At 66.9% G+C, this 21,051-nt stretch carries 20 protein-coding genes; 10 read left to right on the forward strand and 10 right to left on the reverse strand.

The features are described from left to right. Positions 1-4: 4 nt before the first annotated feature. From ispH to murJ, 5 genes are all read right to left on the reverse strand, one after another. Positions 5-955 carry a 4-hydroxy-3-methylbut-2-enyl diphosphate reductase gene (gene ispH, locus AC5P5R_RS01260; RefSeq protein WP_005408565.1) on the reverse strand — a complete coding sequence of 317 codons (951 nt, stop codon included), beginning with the start codon at positions 953-955 and terminating at the stop codon, positions 5-7. A 27-nt stretch (positions 956-982) separates the two neighbouring features. Next, on the reverse strand, positions 983-1,507 hold the full coding sequence (gene lspA / locus AC5P5R_RS01265) for a signal peptidase II (RefSeq protein ID WP_005408564.1): 525 nt from the start codon (positions 1,505-1,507) through the stop codon (positions 983-985). Further along, on the reverse strand, positions 1,507-4,338 hold the full coding sequence (ileS, locus tag AC5P5R_RS01270; protein ID WP_099497739.1) for an isoleucine--tRNA ligase: 2,832 nt from the start codon (positions 4,336-4,338) through the stop codon (positions 1,507-1,509). Before ileS ends, lspA begins: the two co-directional genes overlap by 1 nt. Next, positions 4,335-5,282 (reverse strand): bifunctional riboflavin kinase/FAD synthetase, encoded by a 948-nt coding sequence (locus AC5P5R_RS01275; protein WP_005408562.1) that lies wholly within the window; start codon positions 5,280-5,282, stop codon positions 4,335-4,337. The genes ileS and AC5P5R_RS01275 overlap by 4 nt, the downstream gene beginning before the upstream one ends. 75 nt (positions 5,283-5,357) lie before the next feature. Further along, positions 5,358-6,962 carry a murein biosynthesis integral membrane protein MurJ gene (murJ, locus tag AC5P5R_RS01280; protein WP_032965638.1) on the reverse strand — a complete coding sequence of 535 codons (1,605 nt, stop codon included), beginning with the start codon at positions 6,960-6,962 and terminating at the stop codon, positions 5,358-5,360. A 117-nt stretch (positions 6,963-7,079) separates the two neighbouring features. On the opposite strand from murJ, the gene rpsT reads away from it, so the two are divergent. Next, the gene (rpsT, locus tag AC5P5R_RS01285; protein WP_005408560.1) at positions 7,080-7,349 is read left to right on the forward strand and encodes a 30S ribosomal protein S20; all 270 of its coding nucleotides are present in this window, start codon (positions 7,080-7,082) and stop codon (positions 7,347-7,349) included. Positions 7,350-7,552: 203 nt separating this feature from the next. Here rpsT and cgtA read toward each other — a convergent pair whose 3' ends face one another. The 3 genes from cgtA to rplU all read right to left on the reverse strand — a co-directional run bounded on the left by cgtA (position 7,553) and on the right by rplU (position 9,373). Next, entirely contained in the window at positions 7,553-8,605 is a 1,053-nt protein-coding gene (gene cgtA, locus AC5P5R_RS01290; RefSeq protein ID WP_164281467.1) for an Obg family GTPase CgtA, read from the reverse strand. Between the two features lie 177 nt (positions 8,606-8,782). After that, entirely contained in the window at positions 8,783-9,046 is a 264-nt protein-coding gene (gene rpmA / locus AC5P5R_RS01295; RefSeq protein WP_005408558.1) for a 50S ribosomal protein L27, read from the reverse strand. Between the two features lie 18 nt (positions 9,047-9,064). Further along, positions 9,065-9,373 (reverse strand): 50S ribosomal protein L21, encoded by a 309-nt coding sequence (gene rplU / locus AC5P5R_RS01300; protein ID WP_005408557.1) that lies wholly within the window; start codon positions 9,371-9,373, stop codon positions 9,065-9,067. Positions 9,374-9,691: 318 nt separating this feature from the next. Between rplU and uvrA the strand changes: the two genes are divergently transcribed. From uvrA to AC5P5R_RS01315, 3 genes are all read left to right on the forward strand, one after another. Then, on the forward strand, positions 9,692-12,685 hold the full coding sequence (gene uvrA / locus AC5P5R_RS01305) for an excinuclease ABC subunit UvrA (RefSeq protein ID WP_024957497.1): 2,994 nt from the start codon (positions 9,692-9,694) through the stop codon (positions 12,683-12,685). After that, positions 12,685-13,092, forward strand: coding sequence for an acyl-CoA thioesterase (locus AC5P5R_RS01310; protein ID WP_033833359.1), 408 nt, complete (start codon positions 12,685-12,687; stop codon positions 13,090-13,092). The genes uvrA and AC5P5R_RS01310 overlap by 1 nt, the downstream gene beginning before the upstream one ends. Positions 13,093-13,189: 97 nt before the next feature. Further along, positions 13,190-13,915 (forward strand): hypothetical protein, encoded by a 726-nt coding sequence (locus AC5P5R_RS01315; RefSeq protein WP_012479451.1) that lies wholly within the window; start codon positions 13,190-13,192, stop codon positions 13,913-13,915. Positions 13,916-13,987: 72 nt separating this feature from the next. On the opposite strand, the gene AC5P5R_RS01320 is transcribed toward AC5P5R_RS01315, so the two are convergent. Next, positions 13,988-14,434 carry a copper chaperone PCu(A)C gene (locus tag AC5P5R_RS01320; RefSeq protein ID WP_012479450.1) on the reverse strand — a complete coding sequence of 149 codons (447 nt, stop codon included), beginning with the start codon at positions 14,432-14,434 and terminating at the stop codon, positions 13,988-13,990. A 34-nt stretch (positions 14,435-14,468) separates the two neighbouring features. Between AC5P5R_RS01320 and AC5P5R_RS01325 the strand changes: the two genes are divergently transcribed. The 4 genes from AC5P5R_RS01325 (at position 14,469) to AC5P5R_RS01340 (ending at position 18,238) form a co-directional block, all read left to right on the forward strand. Continuing rightward, positions 14,469-15,245, forward strand: a complete 777-nt coding sequence (locus AC5P5R_RS01325) for an enoyl-CoA hydratase/isomerase family protein (RefSeq protein WP_012479449.1) — start codon at positions 14,469-14,471, stop codon at positions 15,243-15,245. Between the two features lie 141 nt (positions 15,246-15,386). Then, the gene (tesB, locus tag AC5P5R_RS01330) at positions 15,387-16,295 is read left to right on the forward strand and encodes an acyl-CoA thioesterase II (RefSeq protein ID WP_005412623.1); all 909 of its coding nucleotides are present in this window, start codon (positions 15,387-15,389) and stop codon (positions 16,293-16,295) included. Between the two features lie 4 nt (positions 16,296-16,299). Then, positions 16,300-16,812: a hypothetical protein gene (locus AC5P5R_RS01335; protein WP_012479448.1), complete on the forward strand. Its 513-nt coding sequence runs from the start codon at positions 16,300-16,302 to the stop codon at positions 16,810-16,812. A 208-nt stretch (positions 16,813-17,020) separates the two neighbouring features. Continuing rightward, positions 17,021-18,238 carry an RNA polymerase sigma factor gene (locus tag AC5P5R_RS01340; protein WP_049395529.1) on the forward strand — a complete coding sequence of 406 codons (1,218 nt, stop codon included), beginning with the start codon at positions 17,021-17,023 and terminating at the stop codon, positions 18,236-18,238. Between the two features lie 51 nt (positions 18,239-18,289). Here AC5P5R_RS01340 and AC5P5R_RS01345 read toward each other — a convergent pair whose 3' ends face one another. Then, positions 18,290-18,850 carry an EF-hand domain-containing protein gene (locus AC5P5R_RS01345; protein WP_005412620.1) on the reverse strand — a complete coding sequence of 187 codons (561 nt, stop codon included), beginning with the start codon at positions 18,848-18,850 and terminating at the stop codon, positions 18,290-18,292. A 156-nt stretch (positions 18,851-19,006) separates the two neighbouring features. Between AC5P5R_RS01345 and AC5P5R_RS01350 the strand changes: the two genes are divergently transcribed. Both AC5P5R_RS01350 and AC5P5R_RS01355 read left to right on the forward strand, forming a co-directional pair. After that, positions 19,007-19,762 (forward strand): arginyltransferase, encoded by a 756-nt coding sequence (locus AC5P5R_RS01350; RefSeq protein WP_049395530.1) that lies wholly within the window; start codon positions 19,007-19,009, stop codon positions 19,760-19,762. Positions 19,763-19,800: 38 nt separating this feature from the next. Continuing rightward, a complete protein-coding gene (locus tag AC5P5R_RS01355; RefSeq protein WP_099524479.1) occupies positions 19,801-21,015 on the forward strand; it encodes an endonuclease/exonuclease/phosphatase family protein in 1,215 nt (404 codons plus the stop codon). Positions 21,016-21,051: the final 36 nt, after the last annotated feature.

The raw sequence follows: 21,051 nt of genomic DNA on the forward strand, positions 1-21,051 counted from the left end.
CCGGTCAGTCGACCAGGCGCAGGCGCAGTTCCTTCGGCAGCGCGAACACCATCGATTCCGGTTCGCCGTCCAGCTCGCCCACGCCGGTGGCGCCCAGCTCGGCCAGGCGCGCCAGCACGCCATCGACCAGCACCTGCGGTGCCGAGGCGCCGGCGGTCACGCCGATGTGCTGCTTGCCTGCCACCCATGCCGGGTCGATCTCGTGCGCGCCGTCGATCAGGTACGACTCCACGCCCTCACGGCGGGCCAGCTCGCTCAAGCGGTTGGAGTTGGAGCTGTTCGGCGAACCGACCACCAGCACCAGGTCGCAGCGCTTGGCCAGATCGCGCACGGCATCCTGGCGGTTCTGCGTGGCGTAGCAGATGTCGTCGTTCTTCGGGCCCTGCATCGCCGGGAAACGCTCGCGCAGCGCATCGATGATCCCGCGCGTGTCATCCACCGACAGCGTGGTCTGGGTGGTGTAGGCGAAGTTTTCCGGCTGGTTGATCTGCAGCGTGGCGACCTGCTCCACGTCCTCGACCAGGTAGATCTGCCCGGTACCGGCTTCGCGGTTCCACTGGCCCATGGTGCCTTCCACCTCCGGGTGACCGGCATGGCCGATCAGCACCACGTCACGGCCGGCACGGCAGTGGCGGGCGACCTCGAAGTGGACCTTGGTCACCAGCGGGCAGGTGGCGTCGAACACCTTCAGGCCACGGCGCTCGGCTTCCTGGCGCACGGCCTGGGACACGCCATGGGCGCTGAAGATCACCGTGTTGTTGTCCGGCACTTCGTCGAGTTCCTCGACGAAGATCGCCCCGCGCTGCTTCAGGTCGTCGACCACGAAGCGGTTGTGCACCACTTCATGGCGAACATAGATGGGCGCGCCCAGCGTTTCGATCGCGCGCTTGACGATCTCGATCGCACGATCGACACCGGCACAGAAACCACGCGGGTTGGCGAGCAGCACATCCATCAGTTCAATCTCCCGGCAGCGGCCGGCTTACGGTTTCGGATTGGCATTATCCGCCTTTTTGGCGGACTTGCCGTCGAACAGGCCAAACAGGGCGATGCCGATGGCACCCACCACGATGGCCGAGTCGGCGATGTTGAACGAGGGCCAGGTGTAGCTGCCCACGTACCACTGGATGAAGTCGACCACGTGGCCGTGCACCTGGCGGTCGATCACGTTGCCGATGGCGCCGCCGATGATGAGCGCATACGGCACCGCGGCCTTCCAGTTGCCGCGCGCGGTGCCGCGCAGCCACCACGCCATCAGGCCGCTGATGGCGATCGCCAGCGCGGTGAAGAAGTACTTCTGCCAGCCACCGGCGTCGCTCAGGAAACTGAACGCGGCGCCGGTGTTGTAGGTGCGGTACCAGTTCCAGAAGCCGTCGATGACCACCACCGGCTGGAACTCCGGCAGGCTCGACAGCACCCAGGCCTTGGACCACTGGTCCAGGCCGATGATGGCGGCCGACAGCAGCAGCCAGACCAGGGCGTTCGGATGCGGACGGGGCGCGGCCATCAGAACCAGCTCCGCACTTCGCCGGCGCCGGTCACGTTGCTCACGCAACGGCCGCACAGTTCCGGATGGTCGGCGTTGCTGCCGACGTCGGCGCGGTGGTGCCAGCAGCGCACGCACTTGGCCTTGGTGGTCGGCTGGGCGCTGACGAACACCTCGTCGGTGGTCGCCGGGCGCACCTGCACGTCGCCACTGATGAACAGGAAGCGCAGTTCATCGGCCAGCGGCTGCCACTTCGCGGCCTGCTCCTCGTTGGCGGCAATGGTGATCTCCGCTTCCAGCGCGGCACCGATGGCGCCGTTGGCACGCATCGGCTCGAGCACCTTGGCCACCTGCTCGCGCACAGCCAGCAACTGATCGAAGTCGGTGGCGTTGAGCTGGGCATCGGCCGGCAGCGGCGCCAGGCCGTCGTACCAGGTGGTGAACAGCACATGGCCGGCATGCTCGCCCGGCAGGTAGCCCCACAGCTCGTCGGCGGTGAAGGTCAGGATCGGCGCAACCCAGCGGGTGAACGCTTCGGCGATGTGGTACATCGCGCTCTGTGCCGAACGGCGACCGTGCGAATCGGTCGGCATCGTGTACAGGCGGTCCTTGGTCACGTCCAGGTACAGCGAGCCCAGGTCCACGCTGCAGAAGTTCAGCAGCAGCTGCACGATCTCGGCCATGTTGTAGCCGTCGTAGGCCGCCTTGATCTTCTCCTGCAGCTCCCACGCACGGTGCACGATCCAGCGGTCCAGCGCGACCATCTGGTCGAGCGGCTGCAGGTGCTGGGCCGGATCGAAACCGTCCAGGTTGCCGAGCAGGAAGCGTGCGGTGTTGCGCAGGCGGCGGTAGGCGTCGGCGTTGCGCTTCAGGATCTCCTGCGACAGCGACATCTCGTTGCTGTAGTCGGCCGAGGCGATCCACAGGCGCAGGATGTCCGCGCCCAGCTTGTTCATGATGTCCTGCGGCTCAATGCCGTTGCCCAGCGACTTGGACATCTTGCGGCCCTGCTCGTCCACGGTGAAGCCGTGGGTCAGGCACTGCTTGTACGGCGCGCGCTTGTCGATCGCCACGCCGGTCAGCAGCGAGGACTGGAACCAGCCGCGATGCTGGTCGGAACCTTCCAGGTACAGGTCGGCCGGCTTGCCGAAGCCACGCGCGGCAAGCACGCCCTCATGGGTCACGCCCGAATCGAACCAGACGTCGAGGATGTCGGTGACCTTCTCGTAGTCGGCCGCTTCGGCGCCCAGCAGTTCGGCGGCATCCAGCGAGTACCACACGTCGATGCCCTCGGCTTCGACACGGTCGGCGACCTGCTGCATCAGCTCCACCGAGCGCGGGTGGATCGCGCCGGTCTGGCGATGGGTGAACAGTGCGATCGGCACGCCCCAGGTGCGCTGGCGCGAGATCGTCCAGTCCGGGCGACCGTCGACCATGCTCTGGATGCGCGCCTTGCCCCAGCTCGGGAACCAGCCGACGGTGTCGATGGCGGCCAGCGCATCGTTGCGCAGGTTGGCCTTGTCCATCGAGATGAACCACTGCGGGGTGGCGCGGAACACCACCGGCTTCTTGTGACGCCAGCAGTGCGGGTAGCTGTGGCGGATCGGATGGAAGGCCAGCAGCGCACCGTTGTCACGCAGCACGCCGACGATGGCCTCCTGCGCCTGCCATAGATGTTGGCCAGCCAGCACCACGTCACCGGCCGGCGGGGTCGATTCCAGGTATACGCCACGGCCGTCGATCGGGGTGATCTGGCCGGCGTTGTACTTGTCCAGCAGGCCGTACTTCTGGCTGACCACGAAGTCTTCCTGGCCGTGGCCGGGGGCGGTGTGCACCGCACCGGTACCGTCCTCGTCGGACACATGGTCGCCGTTGAGCACCAGGATCTCGCGTTTCGGGTAGAACGGATGCGCCAGCAGCTGGTTTTCCAGCGCCGCACCGGTGGTTTCACCGTGCAGCACCACGTTTTCGACGCCATAGCGCTGCAGCGCGCGCTCGGCCAGCGCCGCAGCCAGCACCAGCCAACGGCGCTTGCCGTTGTGCGCCGGGCCTTCGGCCAGCACGTAGGTGATCTCCGCGCCCAGCGACACCGCCAGCGAGGCCGGCAGCGTCCACGGGGTGGTGGTCCAGATCGGTACGGCCACTTCCACGTCGGCCGGCACGCTCACGCCGAACGCCTGGCCGATGGCCTGCGCATCGCGTGCGGCGTAGGCCACGTCGATCGCCGGCGATTCCTTTTCCTGGTACTCGATCTCGGCCTCGGCCAGCGCCGAGCCACAGTCGAAGCACCAGTACACCGGCTTGGCGCCACGCACCAGGTGGCCGTTGGCCACGACCTTGGACAGCGCACGGATCTCGTTGGCTTCGAAGTCGAAGCTCAGGGTCTTGTACGGGTTGTCCCAGTCACCGGTCACGCCCAGGCGCTTGAAGTCCACGCGCTGGATGTTGATCTGCTCTTCGGCGAACTCGCGGCACTTCTGGCGGAATTCAACGGCGTCGAGCTTGGTGCCGACCTTGCCCCACTTCTTTTCCACCGCGATCTCGATCGGCAGGCCATGGCAGTCCCAGCCCGGCACGTAGGGCGCATCGAAGCCGGCCAGGTAGCGCGACTTGACGATGATGTCCTTCAGGATCTTGTTGACCGCGTGGCCCAGGTGGATGCGGCCGTTGGCGTACGGCGGGCCATCGTGCAGCACGAACAGCGGGCGGCCGGCGGCGTTGTCGCGCAGCTGCTGGTAGAGCCCCTGCGCTTCCCACCGCGCCAGAATGCCCGGCTCGCGCTTGGGCAGGTCGCCGCGCATCGGGAATTCGGTGGCTGGCAGGTTCAGGGTGGTCTTGTAGTCCTGGCTCACGCAGTGGCTCGCAATCTATGTTCGGAAAGGATGGCGCGCGCCTGTTCGGCGTCGCGGTGCATCTGGTCGGTCAGCGCCGCCAGATCATTGAATTTCTCTTCGTCGCGCAGCTTGGCGACGAACTCCACATCGATGTGGCGCCCGTACAGGTCGCCCTGGAAATCGAACAGGTGGGCTTCCAGCAGCGGCTCCACGCCCTCCACCGTCGGGCGGGTGCCGAAGCTGGACACCGACGGCCACGGCTGGTCGAACACGCCATGCACCCAGGTCGCGTAGATGCCCGACAGTGCCGGGGTCTTCGGGAACCGCAGGTTGGCGGTGGGGAAGCCCAGCGTACGGCCGAGCTGGCGCCCGCGCACCACCCGGCCGCTGATCGCGTACGGACGACCCAGCAGATCGTTGGCACGGGCGAAGTCGCCCTGCTGCAGCAGCTGGCGGATGCGGGTGCTGGAAATGCGTTCGCCATGCAGGTCGACCGCTTCAATTTCGCCCGCAGTGAAACCCAGTTCGGCACCCATTTTCTGCAGCAGAGCCAGGTCGCCACGGCGGCGGTTGCCGAAGCAGAACTCCGGGCCGATCCAGACCTCACGCGCACTCAGGCGCTTGACCAGCAACTGGCGCACGAAGGTCTCGGCCGGCATCGCCGCCATCGCCGCGTCGAATCGCAGCAGGCCGACCGCATCGACACCGAGCTCGCGCAGGATCTCGACCTTGCTGCGCGCCAGGGTCAGCCGCGGCGGCGGTGTGCCCTGGGCGAAGAACTCACGCGGCAGCGGCTCGAACGCCACGGCCACGGCGGCCACGCCCAAGGCGCGCGCGCGGGCAACCGCGTGGCGGACCAGCGCACGATGGCCCAGGTGGAGGCCGTCGAATGCACCGATACAGACCACGCTTCCGTTGGGGAACAGGTCCCCGCCCTCGACGCTTCTGAACAGCCTGCTCATCAACTCTCGTTCCGGCCCGACCGGGGCCGCCGCTTCAATGGTGTAACCCTGAAGTATAGCCGCCACAAGCCGCGATCAATGCCCACGCAGATCGCGCGGGCGGAAGCCCATCGCCAGCATGGCTACCGCGTAGGTGGCACCGCCACCGCCGACCAGCAGCGACAGGCTGCCGATCCGCTCCCACACGCTCATCGCCGAGAAGCCCGGCAGCCAGTGCAGCAGGGCCAGCAGCACACCAACCATGGCCGCACAGGCCAGCAGCAGTCGCAGCAGATAGCCGCCCCAGCCCGGCCGGCGCTGGTAGACGTCGGTCTTGCCCAGCCAGTACCACAGCAGGCCCAGGTTCAGGTAACTGGACAGCGCGCTGGCAATGCCCAGTGCCAGATGCAGGCCCGGCTGCTTGCCGATGGCCGCCATCACGCCCTGCGCCTTCAGCTCGTCCGGCACCATGACCTGGTACAGCACCGCCAGCAGGGCGAAGTTGAACACCATGTTGGCCACCAGCGCGGCCACACCCGCGCGCACCGGGGTCTTGGTGTCCTGACGTGCGTAGAACGCCGGCAACACCACCTTCAGCAGGGCGAACGCCGGCAGGCCGAAACTCAGGCCGTACACCGACAGCGCGGTCATGCGGGTATCGAAGGCACTGAACTGGCCGTGCTGGAAGATGGTCGCGATCAGCGGTTCGGCCAGCAGCAGCAGGCCCAGCATGGCCGGCACCGAGATCAGCAGGGTCATCCGCAGGCCCCAGTCCAGCGAACGCGAGAAGCCCTCGCGGTCGGTGCTGACGTGGTGACGGGCCAGCGCCGGCAGGATCACCGTGCCCAGCGCCACGCCGAACACGCCCAGCGGCAGCTCCAGGAAGCGGTCGGCCAGCGACAGCCAGGACTGCGAGCCATCGGTCAGCTTGGCCGCGATGACGGTGTCCAGCAGCAGGTTGATCTGCGCCACCGAGGAGCCGAACAGGGTCGGCACCATCAGCGTCATCACCTTGCGCACGCCCGGATGGCTCCAGCCCCAGCGCGGCAGGGTCAGCAGGTTGATGCCCTTCAGCGAGGGCAGCTGGAACAGCAGCTGCAGGATGCCGGCAGCCAGTACCGCCCAGCCCAGCGCCAGGATCTGTTTCTCCGGGGTGCCGCCCAGCCGCGGGGCCAGCCACAGTGCACCGGCGATCATGCACAGGTTGAGGATGACCGGGGTCAGCGCCGGCATGGCGAAGCGCTGGAAGCTGTTCAGCGCGCCGCCGGCCAGGGCGGTCAGCGACACGAACAACAGGAACGGGAAGGTCAGGCGGAACAGGTCAACCAGCAGGCCCTGCTTGACCGGATCGGTATCAACGCCACTGGAGAAGACCGAGGCCAGCTGCGGCGCGAAGATCAGCGCCAGCGCAGTGACCAGCATCAGCACCCCGCCCAGGGTGCCGGCGGTGCGGGCCATCAGTTCACGCAGCTCGGCGTGGCTGCGGGTCTCCTTCACTTCCGTGAACACGGGCACGAAAGCGGTGGCGAAAGAGCCTTCGGCGAACAAACGCCGCAGGAAATTGGGTACCCTGAAGGCGACCCAGAAAGCATCAGTGATGGCGTTGGTGCCGAACGTGGTGGTCACCACGAAGTCCCGGACAAGTCCGAGAACGCGCGAGACCATGGTCATGCTGCTGAACGACAGCAGGCCCCGCAACAACTTGGGTGAACTCACTCAGCGTCCCTCTTGACAATCGACTTGACGTGCATTTCTTACGCCATCATACTAGCTAGCTTGCTGTTCCCATAACACCGATTTTTTCAGGAAACCACCACCGTGGCCAATATCAAGTCCGCCAAGAAGCGCGCCAAGCAGACCGTCGTGCGCAACGCGCGCAACGTGGCTCAGCGCTCGATGCTGCGCACCGCTGTCAAGAAAGTGATCAAGGCGCTGGACGCCAACGATGCCGCCGGCGCCGAAGCCGCCTTCGCCGTTGCCCAGCCGATCCTGGATCGCTTCAGCGCGCGTGGCCTGATCCACAAGAACAAGGCTGCTCGCCACAAGAGCCGCCTGAACGACCGCATCAAGGCCCTCAAGGCCGCCTGATCCGGCGTTGCCGCCCTGCCCTCCGGGGCCGGGCAGCAGACAAGAACCCGGCCCCGGCCGGGTTTTTTGTTGCCAGCGATCCGGTAGTGCCGGCCGCTGGCCGGCAACCCCGAGGAATGCCGGCCAGCGGCCGGCACTACCGGAAAATGAAAAACCCGGCCGAAGCCGGGTTTTTGCCAACGTCAGTCGACTGACAGTCGACTCTACTGCGCGTTACGGGCTTCCTGCTCTTCTTCCTTCTGGCGATCGAAGAAGGCCATGATCCGGCTCATGATCGGGAAGGTGCCTTCGCGGCCCAGCGCGGAGACCAGGAACCACGGCTCCTTCCAGCCCAGCTCGGCGACGATCTGCTCGGCCGCAGCCTTCGCTTCGTCCTCGAACATCAGGTCAGCCTTGTTCAGCACCAGCCAGCGCGGCTTCTGCAGCAGTTCCGGATCGTGCTTTTCCAGCTCGCGCTCGATGGCGCGCACCTGCTCGACCGGAGAAATGCCTTCCACCCCACCCTCCATCGGCGAGATGTCCACCAGGTGCAGCAGCAGGCGGGTGCGCTGCAGGTGGCGCAGGAACTGCGCACCCAGGCCGGCACCGTCGGCCGCGCCTTCGATCAGGCCCGGGATGTCGGCAATCACGAAGCTGCGGTAGTTTTCCACCTTCACCACACCCAGGTTCGGGTACAGCGTGGTGAACGGGTAATCGGCCACCTTCGGCGTCGCCGCCGAAACGGCACGGATCAGGGTGCTCTTGCCGGCGTTGGGGAAGCCCAGCAGGCCGACGTCGGCCAGCAGCTTCAGCTCCAGCTTCAGCGTGCGCTCCTCACCCGGCTCGCCCGGCAGCGCCTGGCGCGGCGAGCGGTTGGTCGAGCTCTTGAAGTGCATGTTGCCCAGGCCACCGCGGCCGCCCTTGGCCACCAGCAGGCGGTCGCCGTGCTGGGTCAGGTCGCCGATGACTTCATCGGTGGCAACGTTGATCACCACGGTGCCGACCGGCACGGTGATGGTCAGGTCTTCGCCGCCCCTGCCGTAGGCCTGGCGGCCCATGCCGTTCTCGCCCCGCTGCGCCTTGAAGATGCGGTCATGGCGGAAGTCGACCAGGGTGTTCAGGTTTTCGTCGGCGCGGATGTACACGCTGCCGCCCGCACCGCCGTCGCCGCCGTCCGGGCCGCCGAGCGGAATGAACTTCTCGCGACGGAAGCCAATGCAGCCGTTGCCGCCGTTGCCGGCGAACACTTCGATTTCTGCTTCGTCTACCAGTTTCATTGTTTCGATGCCTGCGATGGGCGCGGCCTGCCGGCCGTCACCTTGAATGTTATGCCTGCCGATGGCCGGCAGCCCGGCCTGGCCGGTCTTGCTTCAACTCTAACGAAAAGCCCCGCCGAAGCGGGGCTCTTCATGCAGCACCCCCATGCCGAGGCACGGGCGCCGGCGATGCCTGGATCAGGCGTCGGCCGAGACGATGCTGACGGTGCGACGCTTCTTGGCGCCCTTGACCGAGAACTCCACCTTGCCGTCCACGAGGGCGAACAGGGTGTGGTCACGGCCCAGGCCAACGCCGGTGCCCGGGTGGAACTGGGTGCCGCGCTGACGCACGATGATGTTGCCGGCTTCGATGGCCTGGCCGCCGAAGATCTTGACGCCCAGGTACTTCGGGTTGGAGTCGCGACCGTTGCGCGAGGAGCCTACGCCCTTTTTATGTGCCATGACTGCTTCTCCTGATGCTTAGCCGGCGATGCCGGTGATCTCGATTTCGGTGTAGTACTGACGGTGACCCTGACGCTTCATGTGGTGCTTGCGGCGACGGAACTTGATGATCCGGACCTTGTCAGCACGACCCTGGGACAGGACCTTGGCGGTGACGGCAGCGCCCTTCAGCGCATCGCCCAGCTTCACGCCGTCGCTGTCACCCAGCATCAGGATGTTGTCAAACTTGATCTCGCTGCCGACTTCGACTTCGAGCTTTTCAATGCGGAGCTTTTCGCCCTGCGCCACGCGGTATTGCTTACCGCCGGTGACCAGTACTGCGTACATGACCAGGCCTTCCTCTGTAGTTATTGTGGTCTGAGCTGCCGCCATCGAGGGCGGACAGGAGCGGAATTGTACGCAGATCAGCGGGGGCGGGTCAAGTCAACCCCTGAACGTCGAAGGAGACGGCAGCGGCACGGGGGTCAGATCCCTTTTCACGGCGTGAAAAGGGATCTGACCCCTGGCTGACGGCCTGTCTCACAAGGTGAGACACCGGGCTGGCATTGTCGCCCATTGCCCCCATCTGGTCACCTCGGTAGGCTGACCGATTGCCGTTCCCTGCTGGCCCGGCACCCAGCCAACGCCCCCACAACCGGATCCCCCATGGCGATGGATTTCATCCGCATCCGCGGCGCGCGGACGCACAACCTGAAGAACCTCGACCTCGACCTGCCCCGCGACAAGCTGATCGTGATCACCGGCCTGTCCGGCTCGGGCAAGTCCTCGCTGGCGTTCGACACCATCTATGCAGAAGGCCAGCGCCGCTATGTCGAGTCGTTGTCGGCCTATGCGCGCCAGTTCCTGAGCGTGATGGAAAAGCCGGACCTGGACCACATCGAAGGCCTGTCCCCGGCCATCTCGATCGAGCAGAAGTCGACCTCGCACAACCCGCGTTCGACCGTCGGCACGATCACCGAGATCTACGACTACCTGCGCCTGCTGTACGCCCGCGTCGGCACCCCGCGCTGCCCGGACCACGGCTATCCGCTGGAAGCGCAGACGGTCAGCCAGATGGTCGACCAGGTGCTGACGCTGGACCCGGAACAGCGCTACATGCTGCTGGCGCCGGTCATCCGCGACCGCAAGGGCGAGCATGCGCAGGTGTTCGACCAGCTGCGTGCGCAGGGCTTCGTCCGTGTGCGCGTGGACGGCGAGCTGCATGAAATCGACGCGGTGCCGCCGCTGGCACTGCGCCAGAAGCACACCATCGAGGCGGTGATCGACCGCTTCCGCCCGCGCGAGGACATCAAGCAGCGCCTGGCCGAGAGCTTCGAGACCGCGCTGAAGCTGGGCGACGGCATGGCCTCGGTGCAGAGCCTGGACAACACCGAAACCGCGCCGACGCTGTTCTCCTCCAAGTATTCCTGCCCGGTCTGCGATTACTCGCTGCCGGAGCTGGAACCGCGCCTGTTCTCGTTCAACGCACCGATGGGCGCCTGCCCCGGCTGCGATGGCCTGGGCATGGCCGAGTTCTTCGACCCCTCGCGCGTGGTGGTGCATCCCGAACTGTCGCTGGCCGCCGGTGCGGTGCGCGGCTGGGACCGCCGCAACGCCTACTACTTCCAGCTGATCGCTTCGCTGGCCAAGCACTACCGGTTCGACGTCGACGCGGCGTGGAACTCGCTGCCGGCCAAGGTGCAGCAGGCCGTGCTGTACGGCAGCGGCGACGAAGCGATCACCTTCACCTACTTCACCGAAGCCGGTGGCCGCACCCAGCGCAAGCACCGCTTCGAGGGCATCATTCCCAACCTCGAACGCCGCTACAAGGAAACCGAGTCGCCGGCGGTGCGCGAAGAACTGTCCAAGTACATCAGCGAGCAGCCGTGCCCGGAATGCCACGGCGCGCGCCTGAACAAGGCGGCTCGCAACGTGTTCGTGGCCGACCGCCCGCTGCCGGACCTGGTGGTGCTGCCGATCGACGAGGCGCTGAAGTTCTTCAGCGAACTGAGCCTGCCGGGCTGGCGTGGCGAAATCGCCGCGAAGATCGTCAAGGAAATCGGCGAACGCCTCGGCTTCCTGGTCGATGTGGGCCTGGATTACCTGACCCTGGAGCGCAAGGCCGACACCCTGTCCGGTGGTGAGGCACAGCGCATCCGCCTGGCCAGCCAGATCGGCGCCGGCCTGGTCGGCGTGATGTACGTGCTCGACGAGCCGTCCATCGGCCTGCACCAGCGCGACAACGAACGCCTGCTCGGCACCCTCACCCGCCTGCGCGACCTGGGCAACACGGTGATCGTGGTGGAGCATGACGAGGATGCGATCCGTCTGGCCGACTATGTGCTGGACATCGGCCCGGGCGCGGGCGTTCATGGCGGCGAGATCGTCGGCCAGGGCACCCTGCAGGACATCCTGGAAGCCCCGCGCTCGCTGACCGGCCAGTACCTGTCCGGCAAGCGCGCGATCGAGATTCCGGCGCGCCGGCACAAACCGAACCCGAAGATGACCCTGCACCTGCGCGGGGCCAGCGGCAACAACCTGAAGGGCGTGGACCTGGCGATTCCATCGGGCCTGCTGACCTGCGTGACCGGCGTGTCCGGCTCGGGCAAGTCGACCCTGATCAACGACACCCTGTTCTCGCTGGCCGCCAACGAGATCAACGGTTCCTCGCACCCGATCGCCCCGTACAAGGAGATCGATGGCCTGGACCTGTTCGACAAGGTGGTGGACATCGACCAGTCGCCGATCGGCCGCACCCCGCGTTCCAACCCGGCCACTTACACCGGCCTGTTCACTCCACTGCGCGAACTGTTCGCACAGGTGCCTGAGGCGCGTGCGCGCGGCTATTCGCCGGGCCGCTTCAGCTTCAACGTGCGCGGCGGCCGCTGCGAAGCCTGCCAGGGCGACGGCCTGATCAAGGTCGAGATGCACTTCCTGCCGGACGTGTACGTGCCCTGCGACGTCTGCCATGGCAAGCGCTACAACCGCGAAACGCTGGAGATCCTGTACAAGGGTTTCAACATCAACGACGTGCTGGAAATGACCGTCGAGGATGCGCTGAAGCTGTTCGAGCCGGTGCCGTCAATCGCGCGCAAGCTGGAAACGCTGGTCGACGTCGGCCTGAGCTACATCAAGCTGGGCCAGAGCGCGACCACGCTGTCTGGTGGTGAAGCGCAGCGCGTGAAGCTGTCCAAGGAACTGTCGCGCCGCGATACCGGCCGCACCCTGTACATCCTCGACGAACCGACCACCGGCCTGCACTTCCACGACATCGAAGCGCTGCTGGGCGTGCTGCACAAGCTGCGCGACGAGGGCAACACGGTGGTGGTGATCGAGCACAACCTGGACGTGATCAAGACCGCCGACTGGATCGTCGATCTGGGCCCGGAAGGCGGGCATCGCGGTGGCACCATCCTGGTCACCGGCACGCCAGAAGACGTGGCGGCCTGCCCGCAGTCGTACACCGGCCAGTTCCTGGCCCGCATGCTGCCGTCCACCAGCGCGCGCCCGGAACAGCCAGCCGCCGTGGCCAACAAGCCCGATGCCCGCCCGCCGCGCAAGGTGAAGCCTGAGAAGCCGGCCAAGGTGGCGAAGAAGGCGGTGGCTGCCAAGAGCACCGGCAAGGCCAGCAAGAGCACGACCAAGAAGAAGGACGCCTGATGAGCAGCGAACACAAGATCCTGGCCCGCATCCCGATCAGCGTACGCTGGCGTGACATGGACAGCATGGGCCACGTCAACAACGCCAAGTACATTTCCTACCTGGAGGAAGCGCGCGTGCGCTGGATGCTGGGCGTGGACGGCGTATCGATGACCGACCGCATCGCACCGGTGGTGGCCGCGACCAACGTCAATTACCGGCTGCCGATCGTGTGGCCCAACGACATCGTGGTCGAACTGTTCGTCGAGCGCCTGGGCAACAGCAGCGTGACCATCGGCCACCGCATCGTCGATCAGCAGGACGATTCGAAGCTGTATTCCGATGGCAACGTGGTGGTGGTCTGGATGGATACCCAGACCGGCAAGAGCGCACCGCTGCCGGAGGCGATCCGCAGCGCCTCTACCTGACGCGCCCTGGTGGGTGCCGACCTTGGTCGGCACGCATTGGCTGCAATGAGGTTGCCGGCCAGCGGCCGGCACGACCGACACTGATCAAAGGACTGACATGATCCACCAGACCGAACTGCGCGACCTGCTGCCCGGCATGGTCCCCTTCCCCACCGACGTCTTTCCCGCCGACCAGGCCTGGCTCGGCCAGCACCTGCTGCCGCTGCTGAAGATCGACCTGGGCGTGCTGCGCCCGGAACTGGCTGGCCAGGTGGCAACGATGCTGTGCCCGATCGAGCCGTACGACGGCTGCATCGGCGAGACCACCGAAGAACACCACAACGATTTCACCGGCACCAACTGGATCGCCTTCGAACTGACCGCCGGCAACCAGATGCGCTTCCTCGGCAACGAGGGCTATTTCATCGGCGATGCGGTACAGGACAAGGACGCACAGGAACACATCGCGCAGATGCGCGAGAGCTACGCCAAGGCCCGCGACTACCATGCCACGCACGGCCGTCTCGCCTGCTACTCGCGCTACGGCAAGGGTGAGGCCAGCGAGCGCGATTATCTGGATACGCTGGGTGGCCCCATTGGTTTCGGCAACTGGACCGAGACCGCGGAGATTCCCGCAGCCTTCGAACTGGGCTTCACCGAGGCGGCCGATGACCCCAATGCTGCGGACGATGCCGAAACGGTGATCATCACCCGCGATGGCAACAAATTCTTCGCCGTGGCCGACGTAGCCGGCTACAACTGGTGCGCCACCGGTGCCGACGCGATCGTGATGCTGTACGAGCCGGTCAGCCGCACGGTGCTGTTCTCTTACGACTGGTCGTAAGCCTGTTTGGTAGTGCCGGCCGCTGGCCGGCATTGCCCGTGCTGCCGGCCAGCGGCCGGCACTACCCGACCGTCATTTCGCAGCCTTGCGCACGGTCAGCGTCGCGCTCGCTTCACCCCCCCCTTCCAGCTGCAGCCGCAGCGGCAGCACCTGCCCTTCCTTCAGCGCGCCCTTGCCCTGCATCAGCATCAGGTGCAGGCCGCCGGGCTTGAGCTCGGCACGCGCGCCGGCTGCCAGCGGCAGGCGCTCGATCGCGCGCATCCGGCTGACCCCGTCGACAATCGTGGTCTCGTGCAGCGACACATCACCGAAGCTGCTGCTGGTCGCGCCGGTGATCGCCACCGCCATACTGCAGCGATTGTGGATGACGCCGTAGCCGGCGGTCATCGGCATTGCCGGATTCGGAGGCAACCGCGCCCAGCCCTGCTCCACCGTGACGCACGCCGGTTCGGCGGCCGAGGCCGATGCTGCGGTCGCACACAGGACCCACAGTACGCCAACGAATGGTTTGGTTATCATCGCCCAGGTTCCTTCTTCGCAACGAGACCGCAGCATGACGACGCTCATCGAGGTGATCAACCATGGCCCCATCCGCGAACTGCGCCTGGCACGGCCGCCGGTCAACGCACTGGACACCGAACTGTGCCGGCAGTTGATCCATGCCATCGAGCTGGCCATGGCCGAAGACGCGCATGGCATCGTGCTGTCGGGCAGCGAGCGCGTCTTCACCGGCGGCATGGACGTGCCGCACCTGCTCTCGCATGGCGATGACAAGCACAAGTTGTTGGACACCTGGAACGCCTTCTTTGGCGCCGTGCGCACGTTGGCCGAGAGCCGCATTCCGGTGGTCGCGGCGATCACCGGCCACGCCCCGGCGGGTGGCTGCGTGCTGGCCCTGTGCTGCGACTACCGGGTGATGGCGCGCAGCGCCGATCCGTCGCGGCCGTATGCCATCGGCCTGAACGAGGTGCAGGTCGGCCTGATTGCGCCGGAGGGCATCCAGCGCCTGCTGCGCCGTGCGGTGGGCGTGCACCGCGCCGGTGTGCTGCTGACCACCGGTTCGCTGGTGCCGGCCGAACAGGCGCTGCAGATCGGCCTGGTGGATGAGCTGGCCGAGGGAGACCTGGTGGTGGCACGCGCCATCGCTTGGCTGCAGAACCTGCTCAAGCAGCCGCGCCAGCCGATGCTGCTGACCCGCGCGATTGCCCGTGCCGACCTGCATGAGGCGCTGCACCCGGACCTGATCCAGCTGGACCGCTTCGTCGAGGCCTGGTTCGCCCCGGACGCACAGAACGCCCTGCAGGCACTGGTAGCCCGGCTGGGCAAGTAAACGGTAGTGCCGGCCGCTGGCCGGCAACCAGGCAATCCTTCCGGGACGCCTGTGGCTGCCGGCCAGCGGCCGGCACTACCGATGATGGGCTGGCCTGCACCGGTATAATCGGGGCCTCTTCACTGCTGTGGCCGCCCCCCCTTGAACGACACGCCCGAACCCGTCGTCTCCGAGCTGATCGACCTGCTCACGCTGGAGCGTCTGGAGGACAACCTGTTCCGCGGGCAGAGCCGCGACATCGGCACCAAGTACGTGTTCGGCGGGCAAGTGCTGGGCCAGGCGCTGGCCGCAGCGCAGGCCACGGTCGACAATGGCCGCCACGTGCACTCACTGCACGCCTATTTCCTGCGCGCCGGCAACATCGACCACCCGATCGTCTACGACGTGGACCGTACCCGCGACGGCGGCAGCTTCTCGGTGCGCCGGGTCACCGCGATCCAGCACGGCAAGGTGATCTTCTTCTGCGCGGCCTCGTTCCAGCAGGCCGAGACCGGCGCCGAGCACCAGCACAAGATGCCCGAAGTGCCACAGCCGGAAGACATCGAGCCGAATCGTCCGCTGCCGGCGGAAGTGCTCGAACGCCTGCCGATCAAGGTGCAGCGCTGGCTGTCGCGCGGTGGCCCGTTCGAGTTCCGCCACGTGTACCCGCGCGACGAACTGAACCCACCCAAGCGCCCGCCCTACCACCAGGTGTGGCTGCGCCTGAGCGAACCGGTGGGCGATGCGCCGGAGCTGCACCAGGCGCTGCTGGCTTACGCCTCCGACTTCCACCTGCTGGGCACGGCGACCTTCCCGCACGGTATCAGCTACTACCACCCGCACGTGCAGATGGCCTCGCTCGACCACGCGATCTGGTTCCACCGCCCGTTCCGCGCCGACGACTGGCTGCTGTATTCGCTGGACAGCCCCAGCGCGCAGGATTCGCGCGGCCTGGCCCGCGGCCAGTTCTTCACCCGCAATGGCGTGCTGGTGGCCAGCACCGCGCAGGAAGGCCTGATCCGCGTCGTTCCCGACCAGGCCGCGGCCGCTGCCGTGCCAGCCAAGGAGTAACCCCATGCGCCAGATCTTCAGCAGCCAGCGCGTGGAAACCGTCGAAGGCGTGGCCGAGCTCCTGCGCGAGCATGGCATCGACGTCAAGGTGACCAACGGGCGCTCGTACAAGACCCGCCGCCGCGGTCAGTTCAGCTATACCGACCTGGGCAACGCCAACGCCTATCCGGCGGTGTGGATCGTACGCGCCGACGACCAGCCGCGCGCGCGTGAAATCCTGCGCGAGGCGCGCCTGCTCGACACCACCCGTCGCGACCACCCGACCGCCGAGTTCGCCTTCCGCGACGCGCCGGAACCGGGCAGCGGCGGCCGCAGCTGGGCCTGGCGCATCCGCATCGCCCTGCTGGTGGTGATCGCCGGCGTGGCGTTGGTGATCGGCCTGCGCCATCGCGGTGCCCCGGCACCGGTCGCACCGGCCCCTGCGCCGCAGGCCCAGCCGCAGCAGGTACAGCCGGCACCGCAGGCCGCGCCGGAAGAGGAAGAAGAAGTCCGGGTCCGCATCCAGCCCTCAAAATGACGCACGGGTAGTGCCGGCCGCCGTCCGGCAGCCACAAAAAGGGGACGGAGGGGATTAAGTCGTTTGAGGCACAAACGACTTAATCCCCTCCGTCCCCTTTTTTGTCATGAGGATGCCGGCCAGCGGCCGGCACTACCGCACAGAAAGTCGGTCACATTGGGCGCGCGGCTCCGTCATGGGACACAATCCCAGCAGGAGAGCCGCCGCCATGACGACGTTCGCCGCATCGATCGACCAGACCCTGGAACGCGAACTGCCGGCCGCCGCCAGCGGTTGCCAGCACGCCTATGGCCGCATCGTGCTGGCTTGCCAGAACACGGTCACCGCCATCGCGCTGGCCATCACCCGCGACCGCCAGGCCAGCGAGGACATCGCCCAGGAAGCCTTCGTCAAGGGCTGGCAGCAGCTGCACCAGCTGCGCAGTTCGACCAGCTTCCTGCCCTGGCTTCGGCAGATCACCCGCAACCTGGCCCGCGATTGGCTGCGTGCACAACGTGGCCGGCCGCTGACCGGCGAGGCCGCCGAGGTGGCGATGGGCATGGCCGCCGACCCTTCACCGGGCGCGGCCGACCGCCTGCAGCGGGTGGAAGAAGAGATCGCCGCCGAGGACATCATTTCAGCGTTGCCGGCCGACAGCCGCGAAGTCCTGCTGCTGTACTACCGCGAAGGGCAGCGCTCGCAACAGGTCGCCGATCTGCTCGGGCTCAGCGATGCGGCCGTGCGCAAGCGCCTGTCACGTGCACGTGCCCTGGTGCGCGACGGCCTGCTGCAGCGCTTCGGTGAGTTCGCGCGCAGCAGCGCGCCGAGCGCCGCATTCGCCACGGCGGTGGCTTCGATGGTACTGGTGGCCGCGCCCGGCACGGCCAGCGCAGCGATCCTGCTCGGCACCGGTGTCGGCGTGGGCGGCAGCAAGCTGGGCCTGGGCGGCGTCAGTGCCGCAGGCGGGGCTGCCATGGGTTCACTGACGGCCGCCGCCAGCCAGCTGCACCTGATTCCCGCCAGCGACTGGGCCACCGTTGCCGGTGGCGTCGTCGGCGGCATCATCGGCAGCTATCTGGGTGGCCGCTTCCTGCTGCGCTTCGCAGACACCCAGCAGGAACGAACAGCAGTGCGGCGCTTCGTGCACCTCAATACGTTCACCGCGATGGTCGTCTGCACCAGCCTGCTGATCTCGCAGATGCTGCAGGTGCCAATCTGGCTGCAACTTGCGATTCTCGTCATCGGCCTGGGTACGGTGAACTACCAGTGCCTGGTGCCGCTGCAGCGCGTGATGGCACCCATGATCGCGCGCGATTCAGCGCGGCGCGGCCGCAGCGGAACCAACTGGAAATATGAATCCGTGTACGGGCGCACCGGCATCATCGGGGCGAACGTATTCGTGATCGGCCTGGTGGTATATGCGCTGATGCGCAACGGAAACGTGTAACGGACAACGCCGGCAGTACGCCGGCGTTGTCATCAATCACTGCATTGAACCTCAGCGCTGCGGCTTCGGCGCAGCGCCATCACGCGGACCGCCATGGCGCGGGCCACCGTGCATCGGGCCCTTGGCAGCGTCGAACTCGGCCTTGCTCAGCTGGCCATCCTTGTTGGTGTCGGCGGCAGCGAACCAGGCATCACGATGCTGCTTCATGCGCAGCTCGCGGTCGGCCTTGTCCAGGTAGCCGTCCTTGTTCAGATCAAGCTGGTCGAAGCGCGCGGCCAGGCGCGGATCGGCCTTGGCTTCCTCGCGGCTGATGCGGCCGTCCTTGTTGACGTCCAGCTTGGCCCAGCGCTCACCGCCGTGGCCACGTCGCCCATGCTGCCAGCGCGGCAGCTCATCGCGCGAGAGCTTGCCGTCCTTGTTCTTGTCCAGCTCGTCGAACTTCGCGGCCAGGCGCGGGTTGGCGGCGGCCTCGCTGCGGTCGATGACGCCGTCGCCGTTGGTGTCCAGCCTGGCCGGGCGCGGCGCGGGCGTGGTCGGGGTGTCGGCCGCCAGCGCGATACCGGAAGCGGAGGTGCCCAGCAGCAGGGCCAGCAGCAGGGGGGTACGGATCATGAGGTCACTCCTGGGGATGGGAACAGCGTCGGGGTGATCACTTCACCCTCGGGAGACAACAACGCCCGGGCGCGACGTCGGTTGACGCTACTGCCGATTCCATTCATCCGCCGGACAGTCGCCGCCACTGCGACAACCTGGGGCTATGCTGTGCCCATGGCGATACATGGCGACAGAGACGACGAACTGCGACTTTTCCAGACCGGCGAGCACCCCTGCGGGTACTGGTCGGACCGGGTAGCACGCGACCTGGTGCTGGACCCGAACGACCGCCGCCTCGGCGCGCTCTATCCACTGGCACTGAGCTGGGGCTTCCGCCGCAGTGGCGACCTGGTCTACCGGCCGCACTGCGCGCACTGCCAGGCCTGCGTCGCAGTGCGGATCCCGGTGGCACGCTTCGCTCCGGACCGCAGCCAACGCCGCTGCGCCGCCCGCAATGCCGACCTGGAGGTGCGGATCACCGCCGCCACCGCCCGCGACGACCTGTTCGCGCTGTACCACCGCTACCTCACCCACCGTCACGCCAATGGCGGCATGGACGATCACGGCCCGCACGAGTTCGAGCAGTTCCTGATCGGCAGCTGGTCGCACACACGCTTCATGGAAATGCGCCTGCCCGGCGACGACGGCCAGCCCAGCCAGCTGCTGGGGGTGGCGGTGACCGACGTCACCGAGCACGGCCTGTCGGCGGTCTACACCTTCTTCGACCCGGACCACGCCGCGCGCGGGCTGGGCACCTTCGCAATCCTGCAGCAGATCGAATGGGCGCGCCGCGAGGGGCTGCCGCACGTGTATCTGGGCTACTGGATCCGCGGCCACCAGAAGATGGACTACAAACGTCGCTTCCATCCGCTGGAAGCCTACGATGGCCGCCGCTGGCACGATTTCGACAATGATCTGGACGGGCGCTGACAAACCGCTGACACCGGGCCGGGTGCACAATACGGCCCATGAACATGACCCGCCGCCATCCCCTGATCCTCGCCCTGGCCCTGCTCTGCGGCGCCACCGCCCCTGCCTTCGCCACGTCCCCCGCGATGACCGAAAAGCCGTCCGCAGCGCTGCGCCTGGCCACCTACAACACCTCGCTGTACTCCGACGACGCCGGTGGCCTGATCAAGGAACTGGAAGGCGACAGCGAGCACGCGCGCAAGATCGCCGCGGTGCTGCAGCAGGTGCGCCCGGACCTGGTGCTGCTGAACGAATTCGATTTCGACGACGCCCATCGCGCCGCCGACCTGTTCCAGAAGCGCTACCTGGAAGTGGCCCAGCCCGGCGGCGACAAGCCGCTGCACTTCGCCTACCGCTACCTGGCACCGGTCAACACCGGCGTGCCCAGCGGGCTGGACCTGGACAACAACGGCGTGGTCGGTGGCGAAGGCCGCAGCCGCGGCAACGATGCATGGGGCTACGGCCTGCACCCGGGCCAGTACGGCATGCTGGTGCTGTCGCGCTACCCGATCGATGAAGCCAAGGTGCGCAGCTTCCAGCTGCTGAAGTGGAGCGCGATGCCCGGTGCGATCCGCCCGGTCGATCCGCGTACCGGCAAGAGCTTCTACAACGACCACGTGTGGTCGCAGCTGCGCCTGTCGTCGAAGTCGCATTGGGACGTGCCGGTGAAGACCCCGGCCGGCGTGGTGCATGCGCTGGTCTCGCATCCGACCCCGCCGGTGTTCGACGGTCCGGAGAAGCGCAACGCGGCGCGCAACCACGACGAACTGCGCCTGTGGCAGGAATACCTGTCCAAGGGTGACAAGCCGTGGCTGTGCGACGACAAGGGCCAGTGCGGCGGCCTGGCGCAGGACGCGCGCTTCGTGATCCTCGGCGACCTCAACAACGACCCGGTCGACGGCGACGGTCGCCATGAGGCGATCGTCGAGCTGATCGAGAACGCCCGCGTGCTGCGCTACCCCACCCCGCGCAGCGTCGGCGGCGAGCAGACCAGCCTGGCCTATGCGGCCAAGGGCATCGAGCGCAAGGGCGCACCGTTCCACGCCACCGGCGATTTCGGCCCGAAGTCCGGCACCATGCGCCTGGACTACGTGCTGCCCTCGACCGGTTTCGAATACGTCGGCAGCGGTATCTTCTGGCCGGCCAATGAAAGCCCGGAAGCGAAGATCGCCGACGGCAGCGACCATCATCTGGTGTGGGTGGACGTGCGGTAGAGCAGCGTACCGACCAACGGTCGGTACCCACCGGGT

Source organism: Stenotrophomonas sp. YJH_SMC_19, from assembly GCF_059367915.1.